Here is a 12,649-nt window from a genome sequence, read left to right on the forward strand (position 1 = left end):
TGCTTACGCTTGTGGCTCTTCTTGACCACTGAGCAGATTCAGTTCTGCCAACAGTTTTTCTCTCGACTCTTCTGAGTTGAGTAATGACTGTAAACGCTCACGAAATGCAGGAATGTTGCCTAGAGGCCCTTTAAGGGCGACTAACGCTTCACGCAACTCAATCAATTTTTTCAGTTCAGGAACTTGCGATGCCACAGCATCAGGAGCGAAATCGGCTAAAGATTTGAAATTGAGTTCAACAGGAAACTCGGCATTCTCATCGTCAGTCAGCTTGTTTTTCACCGTTGCGGTGATTTTCAGCTCGCTCTCGCGCATTACGGCTTCAAAGTTGTTCTTATCTACCGTTACTGTTGCACGTTCTTCCAATGGGGTTTGCTCCGCATGCCCTTTGAAATCACCTACAATCAGCGTTTTGAGCGGTAGCTCAACCTCAGCCTGTGCATCTCCCGTCGCAGGAATATACTTGATATTAATCCGCTCTTTGGGAGCTACACTTCCTTCTTTAGACATATTACGTCTCCAATACCTATGCCAAACGTTGTCAATGAAACCGTTGATTGAAATACGTTCAATCAACCCAGAATCTTGAACTTCTCCTTAGTGAGAACTAAAGATCGCTCATTTCAAAATATGAAATAGAGCCAATCACTTCCGTAACACTGCAAGATAAAAAATCTCGCACTAAGCCATGCGTTTACAGAGTGTTGTTGTATTTTGATGTATTGATGAATATATGGGCTTATTATATAAACTTGTCATTAGCATCTTTTTATTACTAATGGCGAGTCATCTAATCTAAATATCGTTTACTACGATCTAATACCCAACAAATATGAGATGGCATTCTATTCATGGAGATAAAAAAGTAATCGAAAAAAAAACCAAAGCGTGATCTTTTACCCAAAAATATATTCAACAACCATACTTAAATAATATTTAACAAGGAACTAATTATCCCAATAGGTATCATGGTTGAAAAAAGGCTGATAGTTTTCGAGTTGAAGATCTATTTTCTTTGCAATTTCTTTTTCATGCTCATTTAATTGCATTGAAATATCAAGCAGTTGCTTCTGGCTATTTTGATAAATATGACTCAACCGATCAGTGCCGGCAACGTCTAAATATCGATTGAAGTAAGCTTTGGCTTGCTTGAGATCTGGCTCGATAAAGCGGTAAAGCTCACTTTGCCCACTGAGAATGCCCCCCATAGCCACCAAAGAGGTGAGATCGCCACGCTGTACGGCTTGCTGACGCCAATAATAGGCATCTTGGTATTTCCCTTTATTTTCAAGAAGTTGAATATAGTTTCTTATCGCAGGGATATAGCCCGTTTCCGCCGCTTTCAGATACGTTTTTCGGGCTTCGGTTGATCGGCTACCAGGCATGGGATAACTGCCCTCTCCTTGCTCAATCTGTTGCGCCATAAGCATCAAAGCTGCAGGGTGTTCAAATTCAACTGCAATCGTTAAATAATGCAGGGCAAGCTTGGAGTTCTCCTTTTGATGGTACAGCGCGAGCTCATAAGCGGCCTGACTCGGTTCACGAGAGCCTAATTCAATCAAAGTATCGTAATAAGTTTGTTGCCATAAACTGCGTTCTGCAGCTCTGAGCCACTCACCGTTTTGATACAACACTCGCATCGCTTGACGGCTTCCACCTTGGGCAGCGAGCAACAAATAGTGCTGACTTTCAGGGGGAGTTCGAATGGTAGTACGATAGTTTGCTACTTCCATTGCATATAGATAAGCCGCATTAGGCTCACCAAGGTCTGCCGCGTATTTCAAGTATTCGCGAGCCGCTAAATTCTTAAATTGCGCACGCAGCAAACGACCATTTTCGTAGGCTTGCTGAGCACTCAACTGCCGCATATCGTAGTTTATTTCTTCGCTAATACTACGCCCTGCAAACAGAAGAGTTACTATAAAAATTAGGGCTTTAACCGATATTGACACTGCTTGCTCCCTGTAATACGCCACCACAATCGACCGCATCTCCAGCCCTTGCGGCGGGTTTACCATCAATCATCACCGTGCCTGAGCCTGCGGCAATCGCACGGCCATGGGGAGGATGCTTTGGTTTGTCATGAGGAGCTAAAGGATCACCAATCCGAGCCGCTGGAATCCCATCATAACGCACAGTTGATGAGCCTGCGGTCACTGGCGTTGGCGGGAAGCCATCATGATCTGTACCTAAATGCCCTACTACGATTCCGTTGCCCATATTCTGTCCTCACCTGTTAGTGGAATAAGTGAAAGCAATTAACGTTCCAGGCGTTTTAGTCAATTTTTTGCTTATTAACCGCACATTCGAGCAATTTATTGCCCAGAAAAAGCCAATATTCACAATAGCGGGCAATAAATTGCCTAAGCCTATGCGTGTCAAAACAATGTCAATAAAATTGAAATTAATATCAAGATGCGATACTTGTCCATTAAATACGTGATTATTAATTACGAACCGTAATTTAAAATCAAATATGTCTCTATTTTGAGATTCTAGACTAATTAAACCCTAATAATTAAATATGCATTATTGGTTTATTTTGGATAATATCTCAATATTGAGATTGGCGAGGTTCAGAATGAATTTGTTGAACTTATATTTAATGCCAAGCATTGAAATAAGTTTGATATGTTAATTATCAATTAATGTAATTTACTACTAATGGCTTATGTCCCAATGACTGACGTAACAGGCAGGAGACACGTATGTGAATAACATTTTTAAATAACTGACATACAGGGTTCTTTTAATAACCCAAAAGTGTGCTGACCCAAACTCTACCTGACAAGTTTCCCACAAGCAGGTAAGATGCGTCTTTGCTTTACCCACTCTGTCATTTGTATGTCTGCACTGCCCGATTGCTTCACTCGTTTTACTTCTGTCATCGCCCATATCGCGCTACCCGAGCGCTTTACTTATCCATTTTGTTATCAGCCACACCCACTGTCTGAAATCGCAGCCGATGAGCTGCAGCAACATTTGCTCACTCAAACCGATTGGTATCACCCTTTTGGTTTAACGGAAACCGATCCACAGGCTCACGGCAAAATGTTTGGGGTACTGGTTGTGCAGCACCGCTCTGGAACCTTGGGTTATTTGGCGGCGTTCTCTGGTCAACTGGCTGAACAAAATCGGTTGCCGGGATTTGTTCCTCCTGTGTTTGATCGCTTTGCTGATGCGTCTTTTTTCAGAGTGGATGGCGATCAGATTGCGGTCATTAACCAACAAGTGCGAGAGCAAGAAACTGATCCGGAGCTTGCGGAACTCGCTAGTGCCCTTAAGCAATCTCAGTTACAAGCCGAGCATGAGCTGAGCCAGCGGCGTACATTGCACAGCAAGCTGCGTCACTTTAGAAAACAGCAGCGCTTACAAGCAGAAGAGTTACCAGAAAAAGAAAAACACACTCTGTTGGCCCGCTTGGCGGAAGAAAGTGTGCAACAAAAGCGTCAGTTACAGTGCCTCAAACAAGAGTGGGAACAGCGTATTGCGGCTTTACAGCATAGGTTAGATCATAAACTCATGCGCATTGAGCAACTGAAACAGCAACGTAAACAGCGCTCTGCGGCGCTGCAGAAAAAACTGTTCTCCGCCTATCGTTTTGCTAATATCCGTGGCGTTGAAAAGGATTTGGTTGAGCTATTTTCCGTGACCAAAAATCCGCTCCCACCCGCAGGTTCAGGCGAGTGCGCGGCTCCAAAACTATTACACTATGCGTTCCAACATCAGCTGCGACCCATTGCATTGGCAGAGTTCTGGTGGGGGCGTTCCCCCAAATCGGAAATTCGTCAGCATAAGAAGTTCTATCCTGCTTGTCAGAGCAAATGCCAACCGATTTTGGCGCACATGCTAGAAGGGATGACGCTGGAAGACAATCCACTACTCAGCAATCCGGCGCAAGGTCAAGACATCACCATTGTGTATCAAGATGACGCCATCGTGGTGGTCAATAAGCCTGCTGAATTTCTCTCTGTCCCCGGTGTGCATGTGCATGATTCTGTATTGACGCGCTTAAAGGCTCAATTTACCCAAGCAGAAGGGGTATTTGCCCTACATCGTCTCGATATGTCTACTTCTGGACTTTTGGTGTTTGCGCTGACGCGACGTGCTAACAAACAGTTGCAAAAGCAGTTTATTTCTCGAGCCGTCCAAAAGCGCTATGTCGCACTTATCGAAGGAAAATTGAGCGAAACACAAGGAGAGATCCAGTTGCCTTTGTGTGGCGATCTGGATGATAGACCAAGACAAAAAGTGTGTTGGCAGCAAGGTAAGCCTGCACTCACTCGTTGGGAAACCGTGCAAGTGGAGCAAAACCGAACTCGTGTTTACCTCTACCCACATACAGGACGTACCCATCAATTGCGGGTACATTGCGCCCATCACCTTGGCTTAAATGCGCCGATTGTCGGTGACGATTTATATGGCTTGCAAGACAAACGTTTGTTTTTGCATGCCGAACAACTGAGTTTTGCTCATCCCTACACTAAGCAGCCCATGACTTTCCAAGTCGATGCGGATTTTTAACCGAAAAAGAAAAGGGGCTCAACTTGAGCCCCTAACCATTCTTAAGCCACTTCGGTCGTGGTTGGTTTTAACAGCACACTGATGTCTGGCTCCTTCTGTACCGCAGGGACATGTCCTTCTTCCATCGCACTTAAGTAACAACCACTTAGTTTGATGGCTAAGTACATATCGGCACGCAGGACGATTCCACCTTCTGCAGTATTGATCCCAGTAAGGTCACACCAATGGCGTAAACTGCGTTTGCGTCCCGCCAGAATGAGGCGGATACCGCGTTTTTTCAGGATGCCATGTAAGTCAGCTAGCATCGCCATCACACTCAGATCTAAGTGGGTAAAACTGGCCACGGCATCAATGATCACACAACCCACTTGGGTGCCTTCACGCTCCGTCTGATCGAGAATACGCCGCTTAAAATAAGGCGCGTTAAAATAGGTCAGCGGAGAATTGAAACGGAAAATCACCATGCCGGGGATCGGTTTTGCTTTCTCTGAACCATCGAGTGTGCGCAGCGTTCCTTCCTCATCCAATCCCATCATTTGATCGGTGGGGCGCATCACCAACTTGAGAAATTGGAATAAACCAAGCAGTACCGCCAAGGTGATCCCAGGGATCACCCCAATCACTAACACTGCGATAAAGGTGATGAGTGCGAGGTAAAACGCATCTTTATCACGCTTTCTTAAATTCCAAACGCCTTTTAAATCGAGCAAAGACAATGAGGCGATGATCAGCACCACGCCCAAAGCCGCGACAGGGATAAATTGCAAAGGCTGATAAGCAAAAACCGCCACCAGCGCAATAAACAAGGCTGCGATGACCGAAACCAGTTGCGATTTACCACCATTGGCGTCATTGACTGCGGTACGGGAATCGGCACCACTGATCGCAAAGCCTTGCGAAAAGGCTGCTGCGACATTCGCGACACCAAGCGCTCGGAACTCTTTATCCGCATCAATATCGTAGCCATTTTTAGCCGCAAAGCTGCGAGCGGTGAGCATCATACTCACAAAGCTCACCATCGCTAAGTTGAGCGCAGGCATAACGAGTTCACGGCTGATCCCTAAATCAAAAGCCGGAGCTTGGAACTCAGGTAAACCGCCTTGGATAACCCCCACCACTTGTACACCCACGCTTTCAAGATTCAGTGCCCACACCAGCAAGGCCGCGACCATGATTGCAAACATCGCCGCAGGCCATCTCGGCTGCCAGCGCTTGATCACTAAGTAAATCGCTAAAGTGAGCGCACTCAAACCCAAGGTTTGCCAATGCAAGGAGTACAGCAGCTCTGGCGCTTCAACAATCCGCTCGAGCAGATAACGTTTTTCATACTTGAGTCCCAATACTTTGGCAAACTGACCAACAATAATCGTCAGCGCCACACCGTTGAGCAGGCCTAATAAAATCGGCCGCGAAAGAAAATCGGCAAAAATACCCAGTTTGAGTCGGCTCGCCAGTAAGCACCATAAACCAGTCATGGCGGTCATGGTCATCACCAACTGCCAATGTTTGGTGGTATCACCCGCTGCCAGCGGGGTCACCACGGCCGCAATCACCGCACAAGTGGCGGCATCTGGCCCCACAATCAATTGGCGTGAGGTACCCATCAGCGCATACACCAGCATAGGCAGAACACACGAATAGAGCCCGACAATAGCAGGCACACCGGTTAACTGCGCATAAGCGATCGCGACAGGCAGCGCTACAGCAACAACAGAAAAGGCCGCTCGCACATCATCGGTTAACCATCCCCGTTCGTAATCTTTAAATTGGTAGAGTCCGGGGAACCACTGCCTTATCCACACTGCTTTCACTTCATTCACCTGCTGACACTAAATTGTCATTGTTTTGCAACAGAGTTTAGCGGAAATTGCCGCAACACTCTCGCTAATTTGCTGATCTAAAATGCACTTATGCGCAGATCCAACCACTGTAGTTTCAAGTTTGGGTTCTCTTGCATCAAGAAAGTATGGAACAATAGCCGCTCACTTTTCTGTGGTAGGTGGGAACGATGACATTTCAAGCCGCTATTTTTGATATGGATGGTCTATTGCTCGATACAGAGCGTGTCTGTATGCGAGTGTTTCAAGAGGCGTGCGCCGCTTGCGGATTGCCTTTTCAGCAAGAGGTGTATCTCTCGGTGATAGGCTGTAATGCCAAAACCATTAATGGCATTTTGAGCCAAGCTTATGGTGAAGAGTTACCAAGGTTGCATAACGAGTGGCGGCAGCGTTATAACGCGGTTGTGTTGCATGAAGCCATTCCACATAAAGATGGGGTGATCGCACTACTGGAATGGCTGAAAGCCCGTTCAATTCCAATGGCGGTGGCGACCTCTACCCAAAAAGAAGTGGCGCTCATCAAGTTGCAATTGGCTGGTTTAGATCACTATTTTGCGAATATCACCACGGGCTGTGAAGTGACTCAAGGTAAACCTCATCCCGAGATCTATTTACTCGCGGCAGAGCGCTTAGGTGTCGAACCTCAGCAATGCCTTGCGTTTGAAGACTCGAATAATGGCATCAAAGCCGCTATGGCAGCGCAAATGCAGGCCTTCCAAATCCCTGATTTAGTCAAACCGAGTCTCGAGGTGATCGCTCTTGGTCATCCTATTTGCACGAGCCTAAATGATGTGATCGACCTGTTATAAGTCTCAACCTGCAAAGCAATGCATTGCTTTGCATTACATTGTGTTACATAGTTTGGACTAATCTGCCACGCTGAAGCACCATAATGGCTAAGGAAACGGCTGTGATTTCAAAAGTACCGAAAAGAATCGCGTTTGCCATTCTACTCTCGCCACTGATTATTTTCCTACTGACTCAGAAACTCTGGGCTTCCCTTGTCGCACAACACTTACTTAATCAAAAATTTACTCAAATTAATCAGTACCTCGAACAACGCAGTGTTGCTTTAGACAGCATGATCACGCAACAAGTACAATTGCTGACGTTTACCTGTAATAGCGATGATCTAAAGCTGATCCGTGACCCACAGTTTTATAACCGATTTGTTCGTTTAATTGGCATTGAAAAAGCACAAGGCGATGGTTGTTCTACCATAGGTTATTCCATTGAGCTCGGATCGAATTCATCCACATCTGAGCCGATGGGTTTCACTCTATCAGCAACACCCAAAACCCAAACCGCCTCACGAGAATTGTTGATCCAGTATAGCGAGCCAAGAGGTCGCGTATTTTGGGTAGTGGATGGCAGTTGGGCACAAGAGCTGCTTCGCGAACCTTGCTCTGACTGCTTTTATCTAAAGTTTCATTTCTTAGATCCAGCCCTCAGAGAACTCGACATTCGGCGTGGTCAGCCCGAGATACTTGAGCAAGCGGCAGGAATTTCTGTACATCGAGTAACTGGGGCTGCACCGTTTCACAGTGAACAAACCTTATCTGCTGGTGACGCATTACGCCACTATGTTCGCCAACATGCGCTCATTTGGGGAGTACCGATCACGCTGCTACTTGGCCTTCTTTTGACTTGCGGCTATCTGGTGTTACGTAACTATCGTAATTCCATTGAAGGGCTGATCGAGAAGGGGTTGCGCGATGAAGAATTTATTCCCTATTACCAACCCATTGTTGACTCACGAACCTGCAAAGTGGTCGGCTATGAAGTGTTGTTACGCTGGCAAAAAGGCCATCAATTGGTTCCACCTGGGTTATTTATTGCTGCCGCAGAAAGCTCAGGTTTGGTAGTAAAAATTACTAATCAACTCATGCATCAGGTCTATAGAGACCTCGCCCAGCTTCCTAATTCACACTGGGTTAGCATCAATGTTGTAGCAGAGCATCTCGAACAACATCATCTCTCTCATTTACTTCAAGAGCTGCAATGGCCATACCACGAACGCCTGAAGTTCGAACTGACCGAACGTGTCCCGATCAAAGCCATGACTCAAGCGCAAGAAGAAGTGTTTTACCTCTTGAAAAAAGGGTATCAGTTTAAAATTGATGATTTTGGTACTGGCTACGGTGGCTTTGCATATATTCAAAACTTGCAAATCAGTAGTATCAAAATCGACAAAATGTTCGTCGATACCATAGATACCAGCGACGTAAAAATCAGTGTTTTAGATTCGATTATCGCCTCCGCCAAGCATGGCAATATCGAAGTGATCGCCGAAGGTGTAGAAGGCCAACATCAAGTTGATTACCTCGCGGAGCGTGGCGTTTATTGGATTCAGGGCTATTTTTACGCCAAACCCATGCCACTGGCTGAAGCCTTGGCTTTTGAAGCCCCAGAGAAACGTTGCTATGAGAGTAATGCCCAAACAGTTTGACCTTGTAGCGAGATAAGATAAAACAAACCATCAATAGTTATAGAATGGAGTCGTTAATATGCAGAAAAATTGGCTTAAAGCTGTTTTAGCCTTGTTCACCGCGGGAGTTGGTGTCGGCGCACAAGCTTCCGAACGCGCGGATATCGCATGGCAAATGATACGGGAAGGCGCGTTATTAGTTGACGTCCGCACAACTGAAGAATATGCCCAAGGCCATCTAGACAATGCTTTAAACTGGCCACTCAGCGAGGTAGAAACTGCGTTTCAATCCATCGCTAAAGATCGACCGATTGTAGTTTATTGTCGCAGCGGCAATCGTTCAGGGATGGCTCAAAAACACTTAATAGGCCAAGGTTACACACAAGTACACAATGGCGGTGGCTATGAAGAAATACGCCAAGCAGCGAAGAAATAACGTCGCCACTTAGCATAAAAGTGAATACCTTAACGTTAGAGAGCAACCGTTAAGCGTTGGCCTTTGGCACTGCTTTCTAAAGCTAACTCAATCAGTTGGATCGATTGCAGTGCCGATTCTGCACTCACTGGGTTGGCCTTGCCATGACGAATCGCCAACGCAACTTGTTGAAAGTAGTGTTGATATCCACCTTGCTCAGTCGGAATAATCTCGCTTCCCTCAGCGTGATAGAAAACCCCAAACTGCTCTGACGTTTCTTGCGCCCATTCGGGAGTACAAGGCACAACACCCGTTTTCAAACGATCTTCCTGCGGATCTAATCCGTATTTCAAGAACTTACCTAAGCTACCGAGCACTTGATAACGCACGTTTGGTTCCGGGCTATACAAGTTCGCGTGCAAGCGCACCACATGCTGTGGGTAATACAATTGCAGATCAAAATAATCAATCGTGCTCGCCTCTGGCCTCATGATTCGGCAATCCGCCGATAACGACTGCGGAAGACCAAACAACGCTAAAGCTTGATCAAGTAGGTGTGGCGCTAAATCGAACAAAATGCCGCCGCCTTCTTGGGCTTGCTCACGCCAACGTTGACGAACGATGGGGCGATAACGATCAAAATGCGATTCAAACACCTTCACTTCACCTAGTCGACCTTGTTCAATCAGCTTTTTGACTGTCAGAAAATCCCCGTCCCAACGACGATTGTGGAACACACTCAATACCAGGTTTTTCTGTTGTGCTAATTCGATGAGGGTTTTACCTTGCTCAATGCGCGTAACAAAAGGCTTTTCCACAATCACGTGTTTGCCCTGTTCTAACGCCAGTTTAGCGAGAGAAAAATGCACATCATTTGGCGCGGTGATAATCACCAAGTCGACATCACTTTCTGTGATGAGCCGCTGCGCCGAATCAAAGTAGGCGATCTGTGGCCAATCTGCTTGTACCACTTGCTGCTGGCTAGAGCTGATCGCGCTTAAGGTGAGCGATTCTAACGTGTCAATAAACGGCAAATGAAACGTTTTCGCAGAGTATCCATAACCGATAACGCCAACCTTAAGTGGGGTATTGGGCATAGCAAGTCGCCTCCAATGGCTTCGCGGCGATTAGGCCGCTGAAATATAGTGTCGTGGTGAACGCTTTTGATGACGCAGCTCTTGGATAAGCGCATCCACATCCAATTCGATGTTAAAGCGCCGTTTGAGATTGGCCAAAAAGATCGGATCTTCACACATGGCTTTTTCCGGTTGATCGCTGATTTTCGCCACAGGGCGACCTTGACACTCCGCAAGCTTAATCACAATCGAGAGTGGGCGATACTCAACCCCCGCCGCATTACGCCAATTCGCTAAATCATTGGTTAAAAAGGTGCCGATCCCGAAAGAAATCTTCACTCGCCCAGCAAAATATTCACACAGATCCAGTGCCTGATCGAAATCCAAACCATCCGAGAAAATGAAAAGCTTGGTGGTGGGATCAATCCCCAACTGCTGGTAGTGGGCAATCATTTTATCCCCCCAACGGAATGGGCAGCCCGAATCATGGCGCACACCATCATAAGCGTTTGCCAAATGACGGTTGAAATCATTCAAGAAGGCATCGATGGTTAAAGTATCGGTCGGGGCAATGGCGAGCATGCCATCAAACGCCGTCAACCAGCGCTCTAACGCCACTTGTTGTGAATCGCGCTCATTAACCAAAGCTTGATGCCCCATAAACCATTCATGGGCTATGGTACCAATCGGCTTTAAATCAAATTCGCGAGCGAAATGATAGTTGCTGGTACCCAGCACCCATTGTGGGATCTCTTGCTTAAGGCAAGCCAACACATCACGCTGCACTTGGCTAGAAAAGCGGCGACGGGTCCCCATTTCGGTCAAAGAAAAGTTGTTGATCCCACGACGCTCAATCTCCGCTTTTAATTGTTCAAGCTTGGTTTTGAGCACCTTCAGTGGTAAATCAGCAGGTACCTCAGCCCAACGCTGACGACTGCGTACTTCAGATACGATCGCCATGACTAAGGTTTCATACAAAATCGTGTCACGCCAACTGCCACGAATACTGATCCGCAGTTGCTGTTTTCCACCTTGTTTGACAATCCCCATTTCTACTTGCTCTTCAGGCACAAAATGGAAATAACGCAACGATTGCAAGAAGGTCGCCTTGAGATGCGGCGCATGCTGAGTCAAATAATGAATATCGGCATCCGAAAAGCGCAATCTGCCAAGATGAGCGATCTCTTGACGTATTTCATCAAGAAGTCCGCTGGCATCCTCTTCACTGCGGACTATCAATTCATAGCGCACCGACACATCCGGATAAAAATGGTGTATCGCTTGCATCATATTGATTTTATAAGCATCAAGATCGAGCAAGCTACGAACGATGTGGGGAGAAAACAGGCGTGGATTCATGATTGCCGTCCTTCAGTTCACTTCGGATGTTAGTAACATTTTGTTGCTAACTTTTGCAGGCACGATAATGGAGCCCTCTATGTTTGTCAACTTTTGTGACAAACCCACAATAAAGAGCAGGAATCCTCGGTTAAAGCACCATCAACGTGCTGCCAATACTCTTTCTATTGTGTTCAGCCTGCAATAAACTGCCCAACATTCAGTTAGTCACATTTCGTTATTTACATTTGACCCTTACCATTCAGTTACCTAGAATAGCCGCATCCCAATGTAGGAAGCTTGTATGATTGTCACCATTGATATGATCTGTTTGCGCCTTGCCCCCAAGGGCATTGAGACGTTATTAGTCAAACGCAGCAATCCGAACCGCCCTGATTGCGGTCTTTGGGCAATTCCCGGCGGCTGGGTGTTTGATGAAGATCTCAGCGCGCAAGGTGGCGAGCCCGCTGACAAAGATTTTGATTCTGCGCGTCGACGCATCTGCCGCCAAAAGATCCATACTTACCCCAACTTCATCAGTGACCCTTTAGTGGATGGCAATCCTAAGCGCGATCCAAGCGGTTGGAGCATCAGTATTTCTCACTATGCTCTGCTCAATGATTCCAACGTCAAACAGATTGAAGAGGCCGGGATGGATAAGAGCCGTGTCGATTGGTTTGCGTTAGAGACAATTTTGCAAGGTAAACAAGTGCTGGCGTTTGATCACGTTGCACAAATTCAGCATGCATGGAAGAAACTGCGCGCAGCGGTTGAATACACCTCTGTGGTGCTATTTTCACTCGAACAAGAGTTTCTGGTGGCGGATATTATTGAGGCTTACGCCAAATTCGGGGTGGACGTGAATCGCATGACGGTAAAACGCCGGCTGATTGATACTGGGGTGATTGTCAGCACCAATAAAATTGCCGCCTCTAACAAAGGTAAAGGCGGCAAACCTGCAACAATTTATCGTTTAGCTAGCAATGAAGTGATCTATTTTCAGACCTGTTTACGTGGCTAGCAGAAAAAC

Annotated in this window: 11 protein-coding genes; 5 read left to right on the forward strand and 6 right to left on the reverse strand. The window is 46.4% G+C overall.

All coding sequences use genetic code 11. The features are described 5' to 3' along the window. Nucleotides 1–3 precede the first annotated feature (3 nt). The 3 genes from tssB to CEQ48_RS02150 form a co-directional block, all read right to left on the reverse strand. The gene (tssB, locus tag CEQ48_RS02140; protein WP_089070048.1) at nt 4–510 is read right to left on the reverse strand and encodes a type VI secretion system contractile sheath small subunit; all 507 of its coding nucleotides are present in this window, start codon (nt 508–510) and stop codon (nt 4–6) included. Nucleotides 511–947: 437 nt separating this feature from the next. Further along, nucleotides 948–1,868 (reverse strand): SEL1-like repeat protein, encoded by a 921-nt coding sequence (locus CEQ48_RS02145; RefSeq protein WP_181710709.1) that lies wholly within the window; start codon nt 1,866–1,868, stop codon nt 948–950. A 67-nt stretch (nt 1,869–1,935) separates the two neighbouring features. Next, nucleotides 1,936–2,220, reverse strand: a complete 285-nt coding sequence (locus CEQ48_RS02150) for a type VI secretion system PAAR protein (protein ID WP_089070050.1) — start codon at nt 2,218–2,220, stop codon at nt 1,936–1,938. Nucleotides 2,221–2,844: 624 nt separating this feature from the next. Between CEQ48_RS02150 and CEQ48_RS02155 the strand changes: the two genes are divergently transcribed. Then, nucleotides 2,845–4,524, forward strand: coding sequence for an RluA family pseudouridine synthase (locus CEQ48_RS02155; RefSeq protein WP_089070051.1), 1,680 nt, complete (start codon nt 2,845–2,847; stop codon nt 4,522–4,524). 41 nt (nt 4,525–4,565) lie between these two features. Here the strand turns inward: CEQ48_RS02155 and CEQ48_RS02160 are convergent, their stop codons facing one another. Further along, nucleotides 4,566–6,344, reverse strand: a complete 1,779-nt coding sequence (locus tag CEQ48_RS02160) for a SulP family inorganic anion transporter (RefSeq protein WP_089070052.1) — start codon at nt 6,342–6,344, stop codon at nt 4,566–4,568. A gap of 188 nt (nt 6,345–6,532) precedes the next feature. On the opposite strand from CEQ48_RS02160, the gene CEQ48_RS02165 reads away from it, so the two are divergent. The 3 genes from CEQ48_RS02165 to CEQ48_RS02175 all read left to right on the forward strand — a co-directional run bounded on the left by CEQ48_RS02165 (nt 6,533) and on the right by CEQ48_RS02175 (nt 9,226). Next, nucleotides 6,533–7,171: an HAD family hydrolase gene (locus tag CEQ48_RS02165; protein WP_181710699.1), complete on the forward strand. Its 639-nt coding sequence runs from the start codon at nt 6,533–6,535 to the stop codon at nt 7,169–7,171. A gap of 83 nt (nt 7,172–7,254) precedes the next feature. Further along, nucleotides 7,255–8,811, forward strand: a complete 1,557-nt coding sequence (locus CEQ48_RS02170) for an EAL domain-containing protein (protein ID WP_089070054.1) — start codon at nt 7,255–7,257, stop codon at nt 8,809–8,811. A gap of 58 nt (nt 8,812–8,869) precedes the next feature. Beyond that, nucleotides 8,870–9,226 (forward strand): rhodanese-like domain-containing protein, encoded by a 357-nt coding sequence (locus tag CEQ48_RS02175; RefSeq protein ID WP_089070055.1) that lies wholly within the window; start codon nt 8,870–8,872, stop codon nt 9,224–9,226. A gap of 35 nt (nt 9,227–9,261) precedes the next feature. Here CEQ48_RS02175 and CEQ48_RS02180 read toward each other — a convergent pair whose 3' ends face one another. Further along, on the reverse strand, nt 9,262–10,302 hold the full coding sequence (locus CEQ48_RS02180; RefSeq protein WP_089070056.1) for an oxidoreductase: 1,041 nt from the start codon (nt 10,300–10,302) through the stop codon (nt 9,262–9,264). A 30-nt stretch (nt 10,303–10,332) separates the two neighbouring features. After that, nucleotides 10,333–11,640, reverse strand: coding sequence for a nicotinate phosphoribosyltransferase (gene pncB, locus CEQ48_RS02185; protein WP_032472740.1), 1,308 nt, complete (start codon nt 11,638–11,640; stop codon nt 10,333–10,335). Nucleotides 11,641–11,923: 283 nt separating this feature from the next. On the opposite strand from pncB, the gene CEQ48_RS02195 reads away from it, so the two are divergent. Continuing rightward, on the forward strand, nt 11,924–12,640 hold the full coding sequence (locus tag CEQ48_RS02195; RefSeq protein WP_001887720.1) for an NUDIX hydrolase: 717 nt from the start codon (nt 11,924–11,926) through the stop codon (nt 12,638–12,640). Nucleotides 12,641–12,649 lie beyond the last annotated feature (9 nt).

Source organism: Vibrio tarriae (genome assembly GCF_002216685.1).
Lineage (GTDB): Bacteria > Pseudomonadota > Gammaproteobacteria > Enterobacterales > Vibrionaceae > Vibrio > Vibrio tarriae.